The sequence below is a fragment of the Limnobacter litoralis genome (assembly GCF_030160455.1).
Lineage (GTDB): Bacteria > Pseudomonadota > Gammaproteobacteria > Burkholderiales > Burkholderiaceae_B > Limnobacter > Limnobacter litoralis.
In genome coordinates this window covers 131,562-153,581 of the sequence record NZ_BSOJ01000006.1, presented here as the reverse complement: position 1 = coordinate 153,581, position 22,020 = coordinate 131,562, and the positions used below count along the sequence as shown (strand labels likewise).

Annotated in this window: 23 protein-coding genes; 21 read left to right on the top strand and 2 right to left on the bottom strand. The window is 53.6% G+C overall.

Annotated features, from left to right (window positions below):
- Window positions 1-113 precede the first annotated feature (113 nt).
- From mnmG to QQJ87_RS02140, 20 genes are all read left to right on the top strand, one after another.
- Window positions 114-2,045, top strand: coding sequence for a tRNA uridine-5-carboxymethylaminomethyl(34) synthesis enzyme MnmG (gene mnmG / locus QQJ87_RS02235; RefSeq protein ID WP_284279698.1), 1,932 nt, complete (start codon window positions 114-116; stop codon window positions 2,043-2,045).
- On the top strand, window positions 2,042-2,677 hold the full coding sequence (gene rsmG / locus QQJ87_RS02230) for a 16S rRNA (guanine(527)-N(7))-methyltransferase RsmG (RefSeq protein WP_284279697.1): 636 nt from the start codon (window positions 2,042-2,044) through the stop codon (window positions 2,675-2,677). The genes mnmG and rsmG overlap by 4 nt, the downstream gene beginning before the upstream one ends.
- A gap of 31 nt (window positions 2,678-2,708) precedes the next feature.
- Window positions 2,709-3,488, top strand: coding sequence for a ParA family protein (locus tag QQJ87_RS02225; RefSeq protein WP_284279696.1), 780 nt, complete (start codon window positions 2,709-2,711; stop codon window positions 3,486-3,488).
- Between the two features lie 14 nt (window positions 3,489-3,502).
- Complete coding sequence (locus QQJ87_RS02220) at window positions 3,503-4,387, top strand: ParB/RepB/Spo0J family partition protein (RefSeq protein WP_284279695.1); 885 nt, start codon at window positions 3,503-3,505, stop codon at window positions 4,385-4,387.
- Window positions 4,388-4,538: 151 nt separating this feature from the next.
- The gene (locus QQJ87_RS02215) at window positions 4,539-4,871 is read left to right on the top strand and encodes an ATP synthase subunit I (protein ID WP_284279694.1); all 333 of its coding nucleotides are present in this window, start codon (window positions 4,539-4,541) and stop codon (window positions 4,869-4,871) included.
- 2 nt (window positions 4,872-4,873) lie between these two features.
- On the top strand, window positions 4,874-5,734 hold the full coding sequence (gene atpB, locus QQJ87_RS02210) for a F0F1 ATP synthase subunit A (RefSeq protein WP_284279693.1): 861 nt from the start codon (window positions 4,874-4,876) through the stop codon (window positions 5,732-5,734).
- Window positions 5,735-5,809: 75 nt separating this feature from the next.
- Entirely contained in the window at window positions 5,810-6,052 is a 243-nt protein-coding gene (atpE, locus tag QQJ87_RS02205; RefSeq protein WP_284279692.1) for a F0F1 ATP synthase subunit C, read from the top strand.
- Window positions 6,053-6,126: 74 nt separating this feature from the next.
- Window positions 6,127-6,597 (top strand): F0F1 ATP synthase subunit B, encoded by a 471-nt coding sequence (locus tag QQJ87_RS02200; protein ID WP_284279691.1) that lies wholly within the window; start codon window positions 6,127-6,129, stop codon window positions 6,595-6,597.
- A 23-nt stretch (window positions 6,598-6,620) separates the two neighbouring features.
- Window positions 6,621-7,154: a F0F1 ATP synthase subunit delta gene (locus tag QQJ87_RS02195; RefSeq protein ID WP_284279689.1), complete on the top strand. Its 534-nt coding sequence runs from the start codon at window positions 6,621-6,623 to the stop codon at window positions 7,152-7,154.
- Window positions 7,155-7,186: 32 nt separating this feature from the next.
- A complete protein-coding gene (gene atpA / locus QQJ87_RS02190) occupies window positions 7,187-8,728 on the top strand; it encodes a F0F1 ATP synthase subunit alpha (RefSeq protein WP_284279688.1) in 1,542 nt (513 codons plus the stop codon).
- A 74-nt stretch (window positions 8,729-8,802) separates the two neighbouring features.
- Window positions 8,803-9,672, top strand: a complete 870-nt coding sequence (gene atpG / locus QQJ87_RS02185; protein ID WP_284279687.1) for a F0F1 ATP synthase subunit gamma — start codon at window positions 8,803-8,805, stop codon at window positions 9,670-9,672.
- A 38-nt stretch (window positions 9,673-9,710) separates the two neighbouring features.
- Window positions 9,711-11,102: a F0F1 ATP synthase subunit beta gene (gene atpD, locus QQJ87_RS02180; protein ID WP_284279686.1), complete on the top strand. Its 1,392-nt coding sequence runs from the start codon at window positions 9,711-9,713 to the stop codon at window positions 11,100-11,102.
- Window positions 11,103-11,175: 73 nt separating this feature from the next.
- The gene (locus QQJ87_RS02175) at window positions 11,176-11,595 is read left to right on the top strand and encodes a F0F1 ATP synthase subunit epsilon (protein WP_284279685.1); all 420 of its coding nucleotides are present in this window, start codon (window positions 11,176-11,178) and stop codon (window positions 11,593-11,595) included.
- Window positions 11,596-11,714: 119 nt separating this feature from the next.
- The gene (locus tag QQJ87_RS02170) at window positions 11,715-12,101 is read left to right on the top strand and encodes a hypothetical protein (protein ID WP_284279683.1); all 387 of its coding nucleotides are present in this window, start codon (window positions 11,715-11,717) and stop codon (window positions 12,099-12,101) included.
- A gap of 27 nt (window positions 12,102-12,128) precedes the next feature.
- Window positions 12,129-12,947 carry a metallophosphoesterase gene (locus tag QQJ87_RS02165; RefSeq protein WP_284279682.1) on the top strand — a complete coding sequence of 273 codons (819 nt, stop codon included), beginning with the start codon at window positions 12,129-12,131 and terminating at the stop codon, window positions 12,945-12,947.
- On the top strand, window positions 12,944-13,768 hold the full coding sequence (locus tag QQJ87_RS02160) for a hydroxypyruvate isomerase family protein (RefSeq protein ID WP_284279681.1): 825 nt from the start codon (window positions 12,944-12,946) through the stop codon (window positions 13,766-13,768). The genes QQJ87_RS02165 and QQJ87_RS02160 overlap by 4 nt, the downstream gene beginning before the upstream one ends.
- Window positions 13,765-14,187 carry a CoA-binding protein gene (locus tag QQJ87_RS02155; RefSeq protein ID WP_284279679.1) on the top strand — a complete coding sequence of 141 codons (423 nt, stop codon included), beginning with the start codon at window positions 13,765-13,767 and terminating at the stop codon, window positions 14,185-14,187. Before QQJ87_RS02160 ends, QQJ87_RS02155 begins: the two co-directional genes overlap by 4 nt.
- Before the next feature lie 14 nt (window positions 14,188-14,201).
- Window positions 14,202-15,305: a uroporphyrinogen decarboxylase gene (gene hemE / locus QQJ87_RS02150; protein WP_284279677.1), complete on the top strand. Its 1,104-nt coding sequence runs from the start codon at window positions 14,202-14,204 to the stop codon at window positions 15,303-15,305.
- Between the two features lie 283 nt (window positions 15,306-15,588).
- Window positions 15,589-17,661, top strand: coding sequence for a primosomal protein N' (locus tag QQJ87_RS02145; protein ID WP_284279676.1), 2,073 nt, complete (start codon window positions 15,589-15,591; stop codon window positions 17,659-17,661).
- 46 nt (window positions 17,662-17,707) lie between these two features.
- Window positions 17,708-19,708 carry a UvrD-helicase domain-containing protein gene (locus QQJ87_RS02140; RefSeq protein WP_284279675.1) on the top strand — a complete coding sequence of 667 codons (2,001 nt, stop codon included), beginning with the start codon at window positions 17,708-17,710 and terminating at the stop codon, window positions 19,706-19,708.
- 23 nt (window positions 19,709-19,731) lie between these two features.
- On the opposite strand, the gene QQJ87_RS02135 is transcribed toward QQJ87_RS02140, so the two are convergent.
- On the bottom strand, window positions 19,732-20,178 hold the full coding sequence (locus tag QQJ87_RS02135; RefSeq protein ID WP_284279674.1) for a hypothetical protein: 447 nt from the start codon (window positions 20,176-20,178) through the stop codon (window positions 19,732-19,734).
- 127 nt (window positions 20,179-20,305) lie between these two features.
- Window positions 20,306-21,202 (bottom strand): SDR family NAD(P)-dependent oxidoreductase, encoded by an 897-nt coding sequence (locus tag QQJ87_RS02130; RefSeq protein ID WP_284279672.1) that lies wholly within the window; start codon window positions 21,200-21,202, stop codon window positions 20,306-20,308.
- A 135-nt stretch (window positions 21,203-21,337) separates the two neighbouring features.
- On the opposite strand from QQJ87_RS02130, the gene QQJ87_RS02125 reads away from it, so the two are divergent.
- Window positions 21,338-22,015 carry a TetR/AcrR family transcriptional regulator gene (locus QQJ87_RS02125; protein WP_284279671.1) on the top strand — a complete coding sequence of 226 codons (678 nt, stop codon included), beginning with the start codon at window positions 21,338-21,340 and terminating at the stop codon, window positions 22,013-22,015.
- Window positions 22,016-22,020: the final 5 nt, after the last annotated feature.

Here is a 22,020-nt window from a genome sequence, read left to right as displayed (position 1 = left end):
AAACACTGTTGTTTTTTGATTGAGTGTTTCACGTGGAACAATTAACGCAGTTCTTTGGTATTTGAAGTGAAAGACCTATAATTCGCTTTTGATGTCTATCTCTCTGTTTTCTCATGATTTATCCAGACACATTTGATGTGATCGTAGTGGGTGGTGGCCACGCAGGCACGGAAGCCGCTTTGGCCGCTGCACGGTCAGGTTCAAAAACGCTCCTTTTGACCCACAGCGTAGAAACCTTGGGGCAAATGTCCTGTAATCCTTCAATCGGGGGCATTGGAAAAGGGCATTTGGTTAAAGAGCTGGATGCAATGGGTGGGGCAATGGCCATTGCCACGGATGAGGCTGGCATTCAATTTAGAATCTTAAACAGCTCCAAGGGGCCAGCAGTTCGTGCTACCCGCGCACAGGCCGATCGTGTCCTTTATCGCCAGGCCATTCGCACTCGTCTGGAAAACCAGAAAAATCTCAGCATCTTTCAGCAGTCCGTCGAAGACCTTATTCTTGAAGGTGACAAAGTGTGCGGCGCAATCACTCAGGTCGGCTTGCGTTTTCAGGCCAGAGCCGTGGTGTTAACGGCGGGGACCTTCTTGAATGGCAAAATCCATGTGGGTTTGGAAAACTATTCAGGCGGCCGCGCAGGCGATCAGCCCTCAATCGGTCTGGCTCAGCGTTTGAAAGAAATGAAGTTGCCGCAGGGTAGGTTGAAAACGGGGACACCACCCCGGATCGATGGAAGAACCATCGATTTTTCTGCCATGCAAGAACAACCTGGTGATGACAATCCTGTGCCCGTGTTTTCTTACATGGGTTCGGCAGCCATGCACCCCAAGCAGTTGCCTTGCTGGATTACGCACACCAATGAAAGAACTCACGACATCATTCGGGCGGGTTTGGACCGAAGCCCCATGTACACAGGTGTGATCGAAGGGGTAGGGCCAAGATACTGCCCATCAATCGAAGACAAGATACATCGCTTTTCGGACAAGTCCTCTCACCAGGTGTTTTTGGAGCCAGAGGGCCTGACTACCCATGAGTTCTATCCAAACGGGGTGTCCACGTCGTTGCCTTTTGACGTTCAGTACGCATTGGTTCATTCCATTCGAGGCATGGAAAACGCTTACATTGTGAGGCCCGGTTATGCGATCGAATACGATTATTTCGATCCACGCGGCCTGAAAACCACGCTCGAAACGAAAGCCATTGAGGGGCTTTATTTTGCAGGCCAGATCAACGGCACTACCGGCTATGAAGAGGCCGCCGCGCAGGGGTTGCTGGCGGGCGTCAATGCGTCAATGAAGGCGCAGGGCAAAGAAGAGTGGGTGCCGCGGCGAGACGAGGCCTATCTTGGTGTGTTGGTGGATGATCTGACGACCAAGGGCGTGGCGGAGCCTTACCGCATGTTTACAAGTCGGGCTGAATATCGCCTTAGCCTGCGTGAAGACAACGCAGACCAGCGTCTGACCGAAATTGGTCGCAAATTGGGTCTTGTGGATGAAGTGCGCTGGGCGGCTTACTGCGCCAAACGAGAGGCTGTGGAAAGGGAGCAGCAGCGCCTTAGAAGCACCTGGATCAATCCGCGAATGGTTGCGCAGGAAGAAGCCATTCGGGTTCTCAGCAAGGGAATTGATCGGGAATACAACTTCTATGATTTGTTGAAGCGACCAGATGTGCACTATGCACAGTTGATGACCTTGCAAACCAATGCTGGGGAGCCAGTTTTACAAACGCCACTTGCGGATCAAACCTTGGTTGAGCAGTTGGAGATCGAGGTCAAATACTCGGGCTACGTCGATCGGCAAAAGGCCGAGGTCAGCCGGAGCGTTAATCAGGAATCGGTGCGTTTGCCAGCAGACATTGACTACACCAAGGTGACTGGCCTTAGCAAAGAAGTGCAGCAAAAGTTGAATCTGGCCAAACCTGAAACCATTGGCCAGGCTACGCGAATCCAGGGCATCACGCCTGCAGCAATTTCTCTGCTTATGGTGCATTTGAAGAAACGCAGTTTGATCAAGGGCAACACAGGTCAGGCGGAGAATGCGGCTTGAGTCAGACACTTGAAGAGGGTCTGCAAATACTGAAGCTCCCGTATTCCGAAGCTCAGCTTGACCAATTAACGCGTTATGCAGACCTGATCCTGAAATGGAACAAGGTGTACAACCTGACTGCAATTCGGCAGCGAGAGGAATTGATCACCCACCATTTGCTGGATTGCCTCGCAGTTTTGCCTGTGGTGGGCCAGTATGTCGACCCGCAGGAGCAGGGCGACCCTCGGGTCCTTGATGTGGGTGCAGGCGCAGGTCTGCCAGGGTTGGTGTGGGCTATCATGCGGCCGGCATGGCAGATCACAACCATAGACACCGTTCAAAAAAAGGCCGCGTTCATGCGACAGGCGGCGGCCAATCTGGGTTTGCACAACGTGAACGTCATTCATGACCGGGTAGAGCATCTGCAAGACGCCAGTGGATTTGATGTCATCTCCTCGCGCGCGTTTTCAAGCATGCAGTTGTTCGTGTCATTGAGTGAGCATCTGCTGGCGCCAAAGGGCCTGTACATGGCCTTAAAGGGACGAAAAGAGGTGGATTCGGACATTCCTTCTGGTTGGACATTGGCCGGGCTGGAAAAGATAGAGGTTCCGTTCTTGCCGGAAGAAAGGCATTTGTTCGTGATAAAGCGATAAAATCGAGCAATTCAAGATCCGGAATACAACCATGGCCAAAGTTTTTTGCATTGCCAATCAAAAAGGTGGGGTGGGCAAAACCACAACAGCCGTGAATCTGGCTGCCGGACTGGCCTTGACTGGCCAACGTGTGCTGCTGATTGATCTCGACCCCCAGGGCAACGCCACCATGGGCTGCGGCATTGACAAGCGCAATCTGAAAAGCAGCGTTTACCAGGTGCTGGTTGGTTTGAACAGTGTGGCGGAGTCCACCGTGCAAGCGCCGGAGGGTGGTTTTGATGTCTTGCCGGCCAATCGCGAGCTTGCGGGCGCCGAAGTGGAGATGGTTGGGTTTGAGGAGCGTGAAGTCAAGCTTCGTGAGGCGCTTGAAGAGGTCAATGGTCGCTACGATTTTGTACTGATCGATTGTCCGCCAGCATTGTCTCTTCTCACCTTGAATGCGCTGTGCTGTGCGCATGGTGTGGTTATTCCCATGCAGTGTGAATACTACGCGCTCGAGGGGCTCAGTGATTTGGTCAATACCATCAAGCAGGTTTGCAAGAACCTGAATCCCAATTTGACCATCATTGGATTGCTACGGGTCATGTACGATCCAAGAATGACGCTGGCTCAACAGGTTTCGGCCCAGCTTGAGAAGCACTTTGGCGACAAAGTGTTCAAAACCATCATTCCGCGCAACGTCCGCTTGGCCGAAGCGCCCAGTTATGGCGTGCCAGGTGTGCTGTTTGACCAAAGCAGCAAGGGTGCCAAGGCGTATATACGATTTGCTGAAGAAATGGCGGGTCGCGTTGGCCTGCCCGAAACAGTCTGACATTAAAAAGCACTATGAACGCAATTAAACGCACCAAGGGTCTTGGTCGGGGCCTTGAGGCTCTGCTTGGCCCATCCGCTTCAGAAGGTGAAAGCCAGACCACGGGTGAGCAGGTGCTCACTGTGCCGCTAGAAAAGCTGCAGGCCGGCAAATATCAGCCCAGGTCCCGCATGGATGAAACGTCCCTGTTGGAGCTGGCTGAATCCATCAAGAGCCAGGGCATCATGCAGCCCATTCTCGTCAGGCCGGTTGGTTCGGGCCGTTATGAGATCATCGCAGGTGAGCGACGCTTCAGGGCCTCGAAAATGGCAGGTCTCGGTGAGGTGCCTGTGCTGGTTCGGGCTGTGCCCGATGAGTCTGCCTTGGCTATGGCGCTGATCGAAAACATTCAGCGTGAAGACCTCAATCCGCTGGAAGAGGCGCAAGGTGTGCAGCGCCTGATCAAAGAATTCAACTTGACGCACGATGACGCCGCCCAGGCCATTGGGCGCTCTCGCAGTGCCACCAGCAATCTGCTTCGCCTGCTGAATCTTGTGGATTCCGTCCAGACCATGCTGTTGGCGGGTGACATCGAGATGGGACATGCTCGTGCCCTGTTGTCGCTGACTGCCGCCGAGCAGATTGCCTGCGCCAACGAGGTGGTCAACCGTCGATTGTCGGTGCGGGAAACTGAAAAGCTGGTCGCAGACTGGATGAAAGAGGGTGAACGGCTTGTTCCCAAGAGTCCTCAAAACGCCGATGTAAGGCGATTGGAAGAAAGTCTCGCCGATTGGATCGCCTGTGGCGTACAATTGAAAGCCAATCCCTCAGGCAAGGGAAGCTTGACCCTCAAATTCAGTAATCTGGACGAGTTGGACGGCATCCTTGAGAGAATTGGATATCCAAAAGAAGACCTTTAAAAAACAAGCGACAAGCCTTGAAAAAATAACGGTTTTAGTTTGACGCAGGGTTGAGCTAACCCCTATAATCTGCGGGTTTGTCAAAAACACTTGTGCGAATAAAATCAGCTCGATAAAGCTGGTCGCCAACAAGCCGTGGTGCATCAAAGTCATGTGGAAAATTGTAGGGCTGCAATGGGTGGCCGGTTCTTTGGTGTGCCTGCTCCTGCTCCTTGTTTCCAGGGAACATGCAACATCGGCTGCTTGGGGTGTGACATCTGTGGCGGTGCCCAGCACTCTGTTTGCTGCCCGGCTGTCTTTGGGTTCTCGCAACGCCATGTCTGGTGTTTTCGTGTTTTTGATCGGTGAATTTCTGAAGGTGATTGCCAGTGTCGCCATTTTATTTGTGGCGTACCGCCTTGACCCCTCCCTCATCTGGTGGTCGGTGGTTCTTGCGTGCGCGGTCACCCTCAAAAGCTATTTTTTGGCATTTTTCTTGAGATAAGTATGGCAACAACTGAACACGGGCCAACGGCCTCCGAGTACATCGTCCATCACTTGACCCACCTGTCTTCCGGTAAGCAGACGTTTATCGTGGACTTTTCGGTGATCAACCTGGACACCATGTTTTACTCAATCCTTTCCGGCTTGATCGTCATTCTTTTGCTGCGCATGGTCGCCAAGCGGGCAACTGCGGGCGTGCCGGGTCGGTTGCAGGGTTTTGTTGAAATGGTCATCGACATGGTCGAAACGCAATCGAAGTCGATTGTGCATGGAAATCGTGAATTCATTGCGCCACTGGCACTCACTGTGTTTTGTTGGATCGTTGTGATGAACACATGGGACCTCTTGCCGGTCGATTTGTTCCCGACAATTTGGGAAAAAGCTGCGCCTGCTTTGGGTCTGGTCTCCAATGAGCACGAAGCTTTCATGCGGATTGTGCCCACTGCCGACTTGAACGGCGCTTTGGGCATGTCATTGGGCGTGTTCTGTCTGATGATTTACTACAGCATCAAGATCAAAGGTGTAGGCGGGTTTGTGCACGAGCTGTTTTGCGCCCCGTTTGGTAACCACCCAGCGTTGTGGCTTCCCAACCTTGGTTTGAACATCATCGAGTTTGTTGCAAAAACAGTGTCACTGGGCATGCGGTTGTTCGGAAACATGTACGCAGGCGAACTGGTGTTCATGCTGATTGCTCTGCTGGGCAGTGCTGCCGCCTTGTCCATGGGTGGGGCCTTCCTGTTCCTGGGTCACATTCTGGCCGGTACGGTTTGGGCAATTTTCCACATTCTGATCGTGTTGCTGCAAGGCTTCATTTTCATGATGCTGACCCTCGTGTACATCGGTCAGGCGCATTCACATCACTGATGTGATGTGTGAAGGTTTTTAGAAAGAAGTAGTTTTTTGGTTTTTTAATTTTCACTTTAAAATAAAGGAGTTGTCATGACTAACGTTGCTCTTGTAGCCCTGGCTTGCGGTCTGATCATTGGTTTGGGTGCGATTGGTGCCTGTATCGGTATTGGTATCATGGGTGGCCGTTACCTCGAAGCTGCTGCTCGTCAGCCAGAACTGATGAACGAACTGCAGACCAAGATGTTCCTGCTGGCCGGTCTGATCGACGCTGCGTTCCTGATTGGCGTTGGTATCGCCATGATGTTTGCGTTCGCCAATCCGTTCGCTGGTTAATTTACTGCGCCTTCTTCGAATAACACCGTGCGGATGTTTTAAGTCGGTCCGCGCGCTTTAAGAGGAAACATGCCGTGAACTTAAACGCAACGCTGTTTGCTCAGCTCATCGTGTTTTTCATCCTCGCTTGGTTCACCATGAAATTTGTGTGGCCACCGATGATGAAGGCCATTGACGAGCGTGCAAAGAAAATCGCAGACGGCCTTGCCGCTGCCGAACGTGGGAAGCAGGCTTTGGCAGAAGCCAACCGCACCGTTGAACAGGAACTGGCGAAGACCCGTTCTGAAGCTCAACAGCGTCTGGCTGATGTTGAAAAACGTGCTCATCAAATCATTGAAGAAGCCAAGCAACAGGCTGAAGCAGAACGCAAACGCATTTTGGCGCAGGCGGAAGCAGAAGCTGCACAGGAAGCACAACGCGCTCGTGAAGCGCTGCGTGACCAGCTGGCAACTTTGGTTGTGCAAGGTGCAGAACAAATCCTGAAAAAGGAAATCAATGCGCAGGCACATGCTGATTTGTTGAATCAGTTGAAAGCTGAGCTGTAGTCCCAAAGCTGAAGGAAATTAACATGGTCGAACTATCCACCATTGCCCGTCCTTACGCTGAAGCCGCTTTTTCGGTTGCAAAAACCGGAACGGTGTCTCAGTGGAGCGATTGGCTGGAGTCCTGGTCAACCTTGGCAAGCAACGCTGAAGTGCAAGCACTGGTCAGCAACCCCAAACTGTCTCACGACGAAGTGTTGGGCTTGTTTGTCGAATTGAGCAAGACACAGGCGGACGCGCACGCAGTGAACTTTCTGCGGGCGCTTGTGGAAAATGGCCGTTTGCTGGCCCTGCCAGAAATCGCGCATCAGTATGCTGAACTGAAAAACGCACAGGAAGGTGCCTCAGAAGCGGTGATCGCTTCCGCCTTCCCGATGGCCGACAACGACGTTCAGGGCGTTGTGGCTGCGTTGGAAAAGAAATTCGGCACCAAACTCAAAGTGACCGTGGAAGTCAATCCTGCCTTGATCGGTGGGGTTTGTGTCACGGTCGGTGACCAGGTTCTGGATAGTTCGGTGCGTGGCAAATTGGACGCGATGAAAGTGGCTTTAACAGCCTGACTTGGCCCTCAAACGATATTGGAGCATAGAAAATGCAAATTAACCCCTCTGAGATCAGTGAACTGATCAAGAGCCGGATTGAAGGCCTCGGATCATCGGCCGACATCCGGACACAAGGTATTGTAGTGTCCGTGAGTGACGGCATTTGCCGCGTTCATGGTCTTTCTGACGTCATGCAGGGTGAGATGCTGGAGTTTCCCGGCAACACATTCGGTTTGGCGTTGAACCTGGAGCGCGACTCTGTGGGCGCGGTTATTCTGGGTGAATACGAACACATTTCTGAAGGCGACACCGTCAAGTGTACAGGTCGCATTCTGGAAGTGCCGGTTGGACCAGAACTGCTTGGCCGCGTGGTCAACGCACTGGGTCAGCCGATTGACGGCAAAGGCCCGATCAATGCCAAGATGACCGACGTGATCGAAAAAGTGGCACCTGGCGTGATTGATCGTAAGTCAGTGTCTCAGCCAGTTCAAACGGGTATCAAGGCGATTGACTCCATGGTTCCCGTCGGTCGTGGCCAGCGTGAATTGATCATTGGCGACCGTCAAACCGGTAAAACAGCGGTGGCCATTGACGCCATCATCAACCAGAAAGGCAAAGGCGTTTACTGCGTGTATGTGGCTGTGGGTCAAAAGGCCTCCTCCATTCAAAACGTGGTTCGCAAGCTGGAAGAATTCGGCGCCATGGACTACACCATTGTGGTTGTAGCCTCCGCCTCTGAATCTGCAGCATTGCAATACCTGGCACCTTACTCTGGTTGCACCATGGGCGAATACTTCCGCGACCGCGGTGAAGACGCCCTGATCGTGTATGACGACCTGTCCAAGCAGGCTGTTGCCTACCGCCAGATTTCCCTGTTGCTGCGTCGTCCTCCCGGTCGCGAAGCTTACCCAGGTGACGTGTTCTACCTGCACAGCCGCTTGCTTGAGCGCGCTGCCCGCGTGAACGAAGAGTACGTTGAGAAATTCACCAAGGGTGAAGTGAAAGGCAAAACCGGTTCATTGACTGCCCTGCCAGTGATTGAAACCCAGGCGGGTGACGTCACTGCGTTCGTTCCAACCAACGTGATTTCGATTACCGACGGTCAGATCTTCCTGGAAACCGACCTGTTTAACTCAGGTGTTCGCCCAGCGATCAACGCGGGTATTTCCGTGTCTCGCGTGGGTGGTGCGGCTCAGACCAAAGTGGTCAAGAAGCTGTCCGGTGGTATCCGTACCGACTTGGCCCAGTATCGTGAACTGGCTGCGTTTGCGCAGTTCGCTTCCGATCTGGACGAAGCAACACGCCGTCAGCTTGAGCGTGGTCGCCGTGTGGTTGAGCTGTTGAAGCAGCCCCAGTATGCACCTCTGCAAACTTGGGAAATGGCTTTGGCCCTGTTCTCAATCAACAACGGTTACCTGGATGATGTAGAAGTGACTCAGGTTCTGGGCTTTGAATCAGCATTGCGTCAGTACATGTTGACCAGCCACAAGGACCTGATCGATCGCATCGAGCAGACTCAGGAGTTGTCGAAAGACGACGAACCCAAGCTGCACGAAGCCGTCAAGTCATTCAAGAAAACTGGCGCGTATTAATCAGAGCAATCTGATTGTACCCACCGAATAACCGGGAAGGCCCGTGGCCTTCCTGAGTGACTGGAGGAAATACGATGTCAGGAATGAAGGAAATTCGCAACAAGATCAAGAGCGTTCAAAACACGCGAAAGATCACCAAGGCGATGGAAATGGTGGCCGCATCCAAGATGCGCAAGGCCCAGGACCGCATGCGTGCGGCCAGGCCTTACGCTGACAAGGTGCGCAACATTTGCGCCAACTTGGCCAAGGCGAATCCTGAATACCGTCACGAGTACATGGTTGCTCGTGAACAAGTGAAGTCTGCAGCCGCAATCGTGGTGACGACTGACAAGGGTCTGTGTGGTGGCTTGAACACCAACGTTCTGCGTCAGATCACCAACAAGTTTCAAGAGCTGCAGTCCAAAGGTGTGAAGGTTCGTGCAACAGCCATTGGCAGCAAGGGTGCCGGTTTCCTGAACCGAATTGGCGTTGAGGTCAGCTCCCGTGTTGTCCAGCTGGGCGATGTTCCCCATCTGGAAACACTGATTGGTGCGATCAAGGTGCAGTTGGATGCCTACGTGGCTGGCGAAGTGGATGTGGTCTATCTGGCTTACACCAAATTCGTCAACACCATGAAGCAGATTCCAGTGGTAGAGCAGTTGTTGCCACTGGGCGCAGACGATTTGAAGATGGAAGACGATGCAACGGCTTGGGATTATCTGTATGAGCCCGATGCACAGTCCGTCATCGATGATCTCTTGCTGCGCTACATTGAGGCGCTCGTGTATTCCGCTGTTGCGGAAAACATGGCCTCAGAACAATCTGCCCGTATGGTTGCGATGAAGGCTGCGTCAGACAACGCCAAGAATGTGATCAATGAGCTGCAACTTACCTACAACAAGGCCCGCCAGGCTGCGATTACCAAAGAACTGGCAGAAATTGTCGGCGGCGCAGCTGCGGTGTAAGTGAAGGTTCGGAACGATTTTGAATTAAGGAAAAAACGATGAGTACTGCGACTAACGAAGGAAAAATCGTACAGTGTATCGGTGCCGTGATTGACGTGGAATTTCCACGCGACCAACTGCCGAAAGTGTACGACGCGCTGATCATGGAAGGTTCCGAGTTGACACTCGAAGTTCAGCAGCAGCTGGGCGACGGTGTGGTTCGAACCATCTGTCTGGGTGCCTCAGACGGCCTGCGCCGCGGAATGAAAGTAAAGAACACCAAGGGCCCAATCTCTGTTCCAGTCGGACAGGGCACTTTGGGTCGAATCATGGACGTGCTGGGTCGCCCGATCGACGAAGCAGGCCCTGTTCAAACTGAAACAACACGTTCAATTCACCAGAAGGCCCCGGCTTTTGACGAGCTGTCACCTTCTTCTGAACTGCTCGAAACAGGCATCAAGGTGATTGACTTGATCTGCCCGTTTGCGAAGGGTGGTAAGGTGGGTCTGTTCGGTGGTGCCGGTGTGGGCAAGACCGTGAACATGATGGAACTGATTAACAACATCGCCAAACAACACGGTGGTTACTCCGTGTTTGCGGGTGTGGGTGAGCGTACTCGTGAGGGTAACGACTTCTACCACGAGATGAAAGACTCCAACGTGCTGGACAAGGTTGCCCTGGTTTACGGCCAGATGAACGAGCCTCCCGGCAACCGTCTGCGTGTAGCGTTGACTGGTTTGACCATGGCTGAGCACTTCCGTGACGAAGGCCGTGACGTTCTGCTGTTCGTGGACAACATCTACCGCTTTACACTGGCCGGTACAGAAGTGTCTGCGTTGCTTGGCCGTATGCCTTCAGCGGTGGGTTACCAGCCTACGCTGGCTGAAGAAATGGGTCGCCTGCAGGAACGCATTACTTCTACCAAGAAGGGTTCAATTACTTCCGTTCAGGCCGTGTACGTGCCAGCGGACGACTTGACCGACCCGTCACCAGCCACCACGTTCGCCCACTTGGACGCCACTGTGGTTCTGTCACGTGACATCGCTTCTCTGGGTATTTACCCAGCGGTGGATCCATTGGACTCCACATCACGTCAGGTTGACCCCAACGTGATTGGCGAAGAGCACTACAACACCACCCGTGCCGTGCAGCAGACACTGCAGCGCTACAAAGAATTGCGCGACATTATCGCGATTCTGGGTATGGACGAACTGAGCCCGGAAGACAAGCTGATTGTTGCCCGTGCCCGTAAGATCCAGCGTTTCCTGTCACAGCCATTCACGGTTGCTGAAGTGTTTACTGGCGCCCCAGGCAAGTACGTTCCACTGAAAGAAACCATTCGTGGTTTCAAGATGATCGTGAACGGCGAATGCGACAGTTTGCCAGAACAGGCTTTCTACATGGTAGGTACGATCGACGAAGCCTTCGAGAAGGCCAAGAAGATTCAGTAATCAGACTGGTGTGTAATGCGCAGGGCCTGGCGGCTGAACGACAGGCCTTGTGACAACCACAAAGGAAAATGTTATGTCTACGATTCATGTGGATGTGGTAAGTGCAGAAGAATCGGTATTCGACGGCGACGTTGAATTCGTGGCGCTGCCAGGTGAGCAAGGTGAACTGGGTATTTATCCCCGTCACGCGCCACTGATTACCCGAATCAAGCCAGGTACAGTGCGCATGAAAATCGCTGGTCAGGAAGACGAGGAAATCGTGTTCGTGAACGGTGGCATTCTTGAAGTGCAGCCCTACGCGGTTACCGTGTTGGCAGACACGGCAGTGCGCGCCAAGGATCTGGATGAAGCCAAGGCGGCAGAGGCCAAGCGCCTTGCTGAAGAGGCCATGCAGAACAAGGCCAGTGACGTGGATTACGCGCAGGTTCAGGCAGAGTTTGCTGCCGCTGTGGCGCAGCTGGCTGCAATCAAGCGTCTGCGCAAAATTCGCTGATCTGCAATTGAATTCCCGAAAGGGGGTTTTGAAAGCCACAACCCAGGTTGTGGCTTTTTTATTTGGAACCCTGCTTCTGCTGAGGACACTTAAAAGTGCCATTCTCAGGAGCACGCTACATGTACAAACAATTCGATCATTTGCTGGCCGATCTATCGAAAATCCGCCCCACGCAGCAGCGCAATGGTCAGCGGGTGTTTTTCTACAATGACCAGCCGGTGGTGCTAAAGGCCGGAACCATGGAAGACCTACACTGGGTTGACATTCACATTGAACTGCTGAGGTTTCACATTGCAAGTATTCCTGCAGCGCTGAAGGTGTTAAAGGCCAATGAGCAAATGGGCACTTCAACCCCTATCCCAACCTGGTTTGGCGTCAACGAAAAAGACAATGTGGTGTTTATCAACCGGCTGGATTGGCGGCACATCACAGCCAAAATTCTGGATGACCACATTGCACGTTGTGTCGATCAAATGTCTTCAGCCTTGCTGACCGAAGGGGTTTAAGCGCCAGTCTCGGCTTAAAATAAGGGCATGAGAATTGCCCTTTATTCAGACCTTCATCTTGAAACACTGGCTCGGTTTCCTGCCTTGCAGGAGGTGCCCAGTCCTGCTGCTGGTGCCGACCTTGTCGTTTTGGCGGGTGACATTCACCAAGGCACGCTCGGGCTGGACGCCTTGTCCAAGCTGGGCAAACAGCACGTCTACGTCAGCGGCAATCACGAATATTACAAGCACGACATCGAGATTCTCGACCAACAATTGGCCGAGCGGGCAGATCAACTGGGCTTGAACTTTCTACAGAGGCGTGCCGTCGTCATCCATGGCGTGCGGTTTCTGGGTTGCACGTTGTGGACAGACTTCAATATTCAGCCGGGTTGGCGTTTGGGGGCTGAGCTGGTTGCGAAAGCATTTTTGCCCGATTACAAGCTGATTCGGCTTCGCGGCAAACGATTCACACCGGTTGACAGCATTGACCTTCACCAACAAAACCTCGACTGGCTTGAGTCGGCCTTGGCTGTGCCATTTGATGGCAAAACAGTGGTCGTGACTCACCATGCACCCCATCCTCAGAGCATTCACCCAAGGTTCAATCTGAGTCCCATCAATGCTGCATTTGTTTCCGATCTCGGCCATCTGATGGGCAAGGCCGATGTGTGGTTGCATGGTCACATGCACGATTCATTTGACTACACGGTGCACGCTGGCGGCGGGCAAACTCGCGTGCTGGTCAATCCGCGCGGATATGTCCGCAAGAAAGGGAAGGCCAGAAAACTCGAGAAGCACGGACGGGTCACTCCTCAAGTGTTTGAAAATCCCTTCTTTAACCCTGCTCTGGTGTTTGAAGTATGAAGCTGGCAGCCAACATCAGCATGATGTTTACAGAACTCGCGTTTCCGGACCGAATTGCGGCAGCGGCCTCAGCGGGGTTTCGGTGGATTGAATGCATGTTCCCTTATGAATTCGAAGCGGAAGAATTGCTGGATTTGGCGCGGCGGCACAACGTGCAGTTTGTGCTGATCAATGCGCCTGCCGGTGACTGGGCTGCTGGCGATCGGGGGCTCGCCAGTGATCCCGATCGGGTGGAGGAATTTAAAAAATCCATCCCCTTGGCCTTGCACTATGCAAAAACTCTGGGAATAAACCAAGCGCATGTTTTGGCAGGTTGTTATCCCAAATCTGCAGATGCTGGCGATCTGCAACATTACTGGTCCACCTACCGAAGCAACTTGGAGTGGCTGGTTGAGCAGGAGGCACCGACCGGCTTCCATTGGTTGATCGAACCGATCAACACGCGCGATGTACCGGGTTATTTGTTGAATTACCAGGCACAAGCACATGATTTGATCACCGCGATTGGCTCCGACCGTCTGCGTGTGCAAATGGATCTGTACCATTGTCAAATCATGGAAGGCGACATTTTGACTCGTCTGAGGGCTGCACTCGCTTCAGGACGGCTTGGTCACATTCAGATTGCAGGTGTGCCTGAGCGCCATGAACCAAATGACAGTGAACTGAACTACCGAAAGGTGTTTGATTTGTTGGAGACCATGGCCTATCAAGGGGCAGTGGGTTGCGAGTATCGTCCAAGAGGCGACACCCTGGAAGGGTTGGGCTGGGTGCAGCAGCTGGGTCTGACTGCCCTGCTGAGAACACAAGGAGACAGGCGATGAACGACGACGACATGCGCGAACTGCTAGGACGATCCAAAACGATTGCGGTGGTTGGCTTTTCTGCACAAACCCACAAACCCAGCTTTTTCGTGTCGAAATACATGCAGAGCCAGGGCTACCGCATATTGCCCATTAACCCGGCGTTGGCAGGCAGGCCAAGCGGGCTGATGGGCGAAATCGCCTACCCCGACATTGACGCTGCCCGTCAGGCAACCGGTCTGGAAATCGACATTGTGAATGTCTTTAGAAGAGCCGAACACACTCCCCTGGTTGCAAAGCAGGCTGTGCATGCCAAAGCGGGTGTGCTGTGGCTTCAGCAGGGAATCGTCAGCGAAGAAGCCGCAAAGATTGCTTCAAATGCGGGTCTCCAGGTGATCATGGATCTCTGCTTGAAGCTTGAACACCAACGATTGATGTAATGACAGGGATAAGAATGAGCGCTTTTGTACCACCACGCAACGACACCTTTTTAAAAGCGCTGAACAGGCAGCAAACGGACTACACACCGGTCTGGTTGATGCGCCAGGCTGGCAGGTACCTGCCTGAGTACAGGGCCACCAGAGCCCTTGCAGGCAACTTCATGGGTTTGTGCACCAATCCTGAGCTGGCCTGCGAGGTGACCCTGCAACCTTTGGAGCGTTATCCATTGGACGCGGCCATCCTGTTTTCGGACATTTTGACCATTCCGGACGCCATGGGGCTGGGTTTGTACTTTGCGGAAGGTGAGGGGCCCAAGTTTGAGCGTCCGTTGGTCACAGAGGCCGATGTGATGCGCCTTGAGGTGCCAGTCATTGAGAACACGCTGCGTTATGTCACCGATGCGGTCAGTACGATCCGCACGGCATTGAACGGCAAAGTGCCTTTGATCGGATTTTCGGGCAGCCCTTGGACACTGGCGTGCTACATGGTCGAGGGGGGGTCAAGCAGTGACTTCAGAAAAGTCAAAACCATGATGTACCAGCGCCCCGATTTGATGCATCGCATTCTGGATGTCACATCGGATGCGGTGATTGCCTATTTGAATGCCCAGATTGATGCAGGTGCGCAAGCTGTGATGATTTTTGACAGTTGGGGCGGTGCACTGGCGGATGGCGCATTCCAGAAGTTCAGCCTGGCTTACATGAAAAAGATAGTGAAAGCTTTGCGCCTCGAAGTGGACCGTGGTGGCTTCAGGGAACGGATCCCCTCGATCGTTTTTACCAAAGGGGGTGGGCTGTGGTTGGAAGACATTGCCTCCACCGGTGCTTCGGCTGTTGGGGTGGATTGGACGGTGAATCTGGCTCAAGCCCGTACTCGCATTGGTGACCGTTGCGCGATTCAGGGCAATCTGGACCCCAATGCGCTGTTTGCCGAACCCGCTCAGATTGAAGGAGAGGTTGCCAAGGCCCTGGAGAGTTTTGGGGTGCCGCAACCTGGCTTTGGTCACGTTTTCAATCTGGGTCACGGCATTTCACAATTTACCAATCCAGAGAAGGTAAATGTAATGATTCATGCAGTGCACAATTACAGCCGAAAAATGCGGCAATCAATTCGCTGACTTATGCACATTTTTGGGGATACCGGAATCGATTTCTTTTTTGCAGTGCAAGAGCTTTGGAAATCCCCTGCTGTCCGATAACTTGTTGATCGGAAAAGGTTATTTGTAGAGTTAAACCTCCAAATCATTGGGGCGGGTCAAGTGACCCTGTAAAACGAGACCCTGTCAACCCCCGATGTCCACAAAGTTATCCACATTTTGGGTTTGCTGTTTTTGAAAGCCTTTCGCAATGGGCGACTACTCAAGGAACTTAAAGTAAGCTGTGAAGACTGATCAACCAGGATTGATTCGTTCTACCCAAAATGGGTGGGAGCTGAGGGCGGTGGATGTGCTGGTTGCTGCACCGCTCTATGGCACCTTCACCTACGCTTGGCCATTTTCAGACGACCCCATTGTGGGGCAACGGGTCATCGTTCCCTGGGGGCGTCAGAAGCGGGTGGGTTTGATTCACGGTCTTCGCGCGGTGGTTGATGGTGACACTGGATCAGATTACGACCTCAAGGCTGTAGAGCGCATTTTGGACGAAGGCCGATTGTTGTCGGCTCAGTGGCGACAACTGATCGAATTCGCAGCGCGCTATTATCACCATCCCCTTGGCACCGTGGCGCTGGAGTCTCTACCAAAGGCATTGCGGGTGCTCAATGCGAAGTCTGAAGAGCCAGTCATGGTGGAAAAGGCAAGGGCGCATGCGGATCGCCTTGCTGAGCACGTTCATAGCGAGCATGACTCACCGCCAATGAATGAAGCGCCGGCCTTGAACCCTGCGCAAAGCGCTGCGGTTGCCGCTTTGGTGGATGCACGTGGATTTGATCCGTATCTGTTGTATGGCGTCACCGGCAGTGGCAAAACAGAGGTCTATCTGCACGCCATTGCCCAGCGTTTGAGGCGCGGAGAGCAGGTTCTGGTGCTGTTGCCGGAGATCAATTTGACGCCACCCGCCATGGCCTTGTATCAAAAACGATTGACAGGCCATCGGGTTGTTGTCATGCACAGCAATTTGCCTGAATTGGCCAGAACCAAGGCGTGGTTTGAGGTTGCAAGTGGCAAGGCCGATGTGTTGATCGGGACACGTCTGGGGGTTTTGACGCCCATGCCAAGGCTGGGGTTTGTGGTGGTCGATGAAGAACACGATCCGTCCTACAAGCAACAAGACGGCATGCGTTATCAGGCGCGAGACTTGGCCTTGATGTTGGCCAAGCAGCGAAATTGCCCTGTGGTACTGGGCTCTGCCACACCCTCGCTTGAAAGTTGGTTGAAGTCTGAACAGAGCGCTTATAAACGACTTGATTTGACCCAGCGGGCCGTACCCGGAGCCAGTCTGCCCACGGTCGAGCTTGTGAACACGGCCAATTTTCCACCCAAAGAGGGATTGTCCGAGCCGGTGATACAGGCCTTGCGAGAGAATTTGGACGCGGGCAGGCAGGCCATTGTCTTTTTGAATCGGCGTGGTTACGCACCGCAGCTGGTGTGTAACGCCTGCGGTTGGGTCGCCAACTGTGAGCATTGCTCTGCACACATGGTCTGGCACAAGCGAGATATGTCACTGCGCTGTCACCATTGTGGTGCCGGGCAACGTGTGCCGCAGGCCTGCGTGTGTTGTGGCAATCAGGATCTGTCCGGGTTTGGGCGTGGCACTCAGCGTGTAGAAGAGGTGTTGGAAGGCCTTTTTCCCAGTGCGAGGGTGTTGCGTCTGGATGCTGACAGCACACGCAACAAAGGCCAAATGGAAGACCTGCTTGAGAAGGCCCATGCGGGCGAGGTGGATATTCTCGTGGGCACGCAAATGATTTCGAAGGGGCACGATTTTGCAAACATCGGCCTTGTGGTGGCGCTGAACGTGGACGCGTCACTGTATTCCCACGCGTACAGGGCCCCTGAACGCCTGTTCGCCCAGCTGATGCAGGTGGCGGGCCGTGCGGGGCGCAGGGCGGGCTCTGCACGCATGTTGGTGCAAACCCGTTACCCGCAACACCCACTGTTTTCTGCCTTGATGGCGCACGATTACGTCCGGTTTGCAGACTCTGAAATGCAGGGGCGCAGGGAGGCCCGAATGCCGCCCTTCTCTTATCAGGCCACCCTCAGGGCCGACCACCGTCACCTTGGCAATTGCATCGAGTTTTTGCGCAATGCCAAGGCCTTTGGTGAGGCCATTTGCGCTGCCGAAGGGACGGTTTTTCTGTGCGACCCGGTGCCGCTCAGTGTGGTTCGTGTTGGCGGCATTGAGCGGGCCCAGATGCTGGTGGAGTCGGAATCGCGCCCTTCCCTGCATGCATTTCTGAATGAATGGATGAATTGGTTGACCGCACAGAAAGGCGCTGTGAAGTGGTTTTTGGAAGTGGATCCGGTCGAGCTGTAAGTTGCCTTCTGTTAAAGTAAGGCCCGCCAAGTGAGAGTAAAACGCAATGTCTGGATTGAATGCTGCCCAAAAAGAAGCGGTTCACTATGTGGACGGCCCCAGCCTGGTGTTGGCGGGTGCAGGGTCTGGTAAAACACGGGTTATCACCCAAAAAATTGCCCACTTGATTCATGAAAAGGGCGTGCAGGCGCGCAACATTGCCGCTGTGACTTTCACCAACAAAGCCGCCCGCGAAATGGAAGAACGTGCGAACAAGTTGCTGGGCGATGGCCAAGGCAAGGGTTTGCTGGTGTGTACTTTCCATTCGCTGGGTATGCGACTGCTCCGCGAGGAGCACAAAGCCGCGGGCTTGAAGCAGCGGTTTTCCATCCTGGATTCCACCGACACGTTTGGCCTGGTTCAACAGTTGTATGGCACCACGGACAAGCAATTGATTCGCAAAGCACAGTCGGTGATGTCGCTTTGGAAGAATGGTCTGCTTGATCCGGAGCAGGCCTTGGCGCAGGCACAGTCCGAAGAGGACGCGCAAATTGCCCGTTTGTACCGAAGCTATGAGGCCACCTTGAAGGCCTATCAGGCGGTGGATTTCGATGACCTGATCCTCAAGCCTGCCCAACTGCTCAAGATGAATGCCGACATTCGCGACAAATGGCAAAACCGCTTGCGATATCTGTTGGTTGACGAAGTGCAGGACACCAACGCCTGTCAGTACGATTTGCTGAAGCTTTTGGCGGGCCCACGGGCCATGTTCACGGCTGTGGGGGACGACGATCAGGCCATTTACGCCTGGCGTGGTGCCACGCTGGAAAACTTGCGGCAGCTGACCGAAGATTACCCTCAACTCAAGGTCATCAAGCTGGAGCAGAATTACCGCTCGACCTTGCGAATATTGCAAGCGGCCAACCGGCTGATTGAGAACAACCCAAAGCTGTTTACAAAAACCCTGTGGTCGGAACATGGCGCTGGCGAACCCATCAAGGTGGTCAGCATGAACGATGAAGAGCATGAGGCTGAACAACTGGCCATGATGCTTAGCGGGCATCGGTTTGAGCGGCGAACGAAATACGGCGATTATGCCATTCTGTATCGCAGTAACTTTCAGGCGCGCGTGCTGGAACAGGCCCTGCGCAAGCACCGAATTCCCTATGTGCTGTCGGGTGGTCAAAGCTTTTTTGAACGGGCCGAGATCAAGGATGTGATGGCTTATCTGCGCCTGCTGGTCAATGCAGACGACGATCCGGCTTTCATTCGGGCCTTGACCACACCCAAACGCGGAATTGGTCAAAAGACCCTCGAAGCCTTGGGGGAATACGCTGGCGAAAGGGGTATTTCCCTGTTTGAAGCGGTGTTTGAAACCGGGGCGGAGAGCCGCTTGAATTCAGGCATGATGGACGCGTTGCGCACTTTCTGTACATTCATCAACAACCTGGAAGACCGCGCACAGCGCGAACCCGCTGGCGCATTGCTGACTGAGCTGCTGAAGACCATCAGTTACGAAGAATGGCTTTACGATCAAAACGATGAGCGCGGCGCACAGGCACGTTGGCAAAACGTTCTGGATTTTGTGAAATGGATGGGAGAAAAAGGCGAGGAAGACGGGCAGAACCTGCTGGATCTGACCCAGAAAGTGGCCTTGATCACCATGCTGGATCGGCAGAACGAGGACAGCGCACCCGATGCCGTTCAGTTAAGCACCTTGCACGCGGCCAAGGGGCTAGAGTTTCCACACGTTTACCTGATTGGCTGTGAGGAGTCCATATTGCCCAGTTTCTCGGATGGCGAAGGCCGTGAACTGACCGATGAGCGCCTGGAAGAAGAGCGTCGCTTGATGTACGTGGGTGTAACGCGCGCGCAGCGCAGCCTGACCATCACCCACTGTAAAAAGCGCAGAAAGGCGCGTGACATGGTGACCTGTTTTCCGTCCCGCTTCATCAAGGAACTGAAGCTGGAGGCGGACGATCACATGCCAGACGAAACACCCAACCTGAGCCCGAAGGACAGGTTGGGGGCCCTGAAGGACCTTTTGACCAAATCCAAGTCGGGATAAGCATCGAAGGCTTTTCGCCGGTGTTACCTGGCGTGCCGACCGTGGGCCTGATCTTCCAGATTGCGCAGTTGGTCTAAAAAGCTGTTGTTAAGGTCGTATTGGCAATACAACTGGCTGCCCTTGCCCAGGGTTGAATTGTGGAAAATTCTGGGGTAGTTGCCGCACAGAGTTTGCTCAAACGTGTTGAACTGCAACAGAACCTGATCGGCTTGAATGCCTTTGTAGGCCTGACTTTTCAGGCTGACGATGTGAGCCTGAATTTGACGTTGCTGTTGATCGACAAGGTCAGAAAAACACAGGTTGACAGCCAGTTGGCTGCTTGCGTTGGCACACAGCATGTCGGTTGAACCGACCGTGCTTTCGGGGTTGACTTGTGACCAGGCAGGCACACAGAACGACAGGGCCACGCTGAGCAGAATGCCTGCCAACCAGGTGCGTTTGCGCACAGCACAATGAGGAGAGTGAGTCATGGACAAGCGGATGCACCAGGCGGCAGGACTTGATCGAATGACTCTTTGGTAACGGTGTTGCTCAGATGGTTCCCGGAATCTGAAATTCAGATTCCGGCTTGAAAACAGATGGGGTTCTGTTCAGCGATCAGGCGGCTTTAACGGCGTTGCGCTTTTTGCGGGCCAGTTGTTTGTCGCGCATTTTCTTCATTTGGCCAACCACGATGGCCTGGTAGCTTTCAGGCAGGGTGCGCACCATGGCATCCATGGCCACTGCGTCTGGGCCCACCAGCACGCGACGCTTGTCTTTTTTGACCGCTTTCAGAATGATGTCAGCGGCCTTTTCAGCAGACGTGATGAAGAATTTCTCAAAGAATTCCTTACCAGCTTCGGCATCCGCACCTGTGAATTCCTCGATCTCGGGTGAGGCGACGCTTTTGCGGGCAATCGCAGTTTTGATGCCGCCGGGGTGTACGCTGGTGGCTGACACACCGCAGTTCATCATGTCCAGCTCTTGGCGCAGGCTTTCCGTGAAACCACGCACCGCAAATTTGGTGGAGTTGTAACAAGCCTGTGTGGGCTGTGCACACAGACCAAACAGGCTGGATGTGTTGATGATGTGGCCTTCGCCGGATGCCTTCAGGTGTGGCAGGAATGCCTTGGTGCCATACACCACGCCCCAGAAATTGATGCCCATGATCCAGTCGAATCGATCGTAGTCAATGTGTTCAATTGGGGTGGCGTAGGCAACGCCTGCGTTGTTGAAAATCAGGTTGACTTTGCCGTAGTCTTCAACGGTCTTGTCCGCCCAAGCGTACATGGCCTCACGGTTGGACACGTCCAGTTTCTGACTGGTGACTTTGATGCTCTGGCCCGCCTTTTCTGCGGCGTTTTGGGCCAGTTTCACGGTTTCAGTCAGGCCCTTGGTGTCGACGTCTGACAATGAAAGACTGCAGCCCTCGCCAGCCAGTTGTAGTGCCAGCGTACGTCCCATGCCAGAAGCTGCACCGGTGATTGCTGCGACTTTTCCGTGAAATGATTTCATCTGCTTGTCTCCAAAAGTTAGAATGGGGCCTTCACCTGGACGATGAGAGCTTGTTGATTTTGACAATAATGGTTGTCAATTTAATCGTGAGGCCACATACTGTCAATGGTATTTATTTGAGTTGTTATTCCAAACATGAACGTGAAATCGACAGAGCCTGATGTCAAGGAAAAAGGCCGCCGTTACCGTGGTGTCTCCAATGAGACCCGCAAGGCCGAGCGTCGTCTGAAACTGATTCAAGCAGGCATCAAGATTTTTGGTCGCGATGGATATCATGCGGCCACGGTCAAGGGACTCTGTCAGGAAGCCGGCTTGACCGAGCGCTATTTTTACGAATCATTCGCCAATGCAGAGGCGCTGTTTACAGCCTGTTATTTGCACATCACGGAAGCCATCAAGGTCGAGCTGCAGTCCGTTTTGCAAACCACCGACGAAGAAGATCTGGAGAGGGCCGCAGTGCGGGGCCTGACGGTGTTTTTCTCGCATTTCAAGGCGCGCCCTGAAGCCGCACGCATTTTGCTGGTGGAGGTGTTGACGGTGAACAAGCGGCTTGAAGAACTTTCGTTGCGCACGCTTTACAGCTTTGTGGACATGCTTGAAACGCTGGCCAAGCCGCTGATTGCACAACACAACAGGGACGACAGGCTGGATTCAGCCCTATTGGCATCCGGTTTGGTGGGGTCTGTGCTTTACATGGCGGCTCGCTGGTCACTTGAAGGATCCAGAAAACCCGTTGAACACGTGGTGGACAATGCCATGTTGATTTTCAGAGGGGTTGCGGTCAGCCTGGCGCTGCCCACCAACCCCGCTTAATGCTG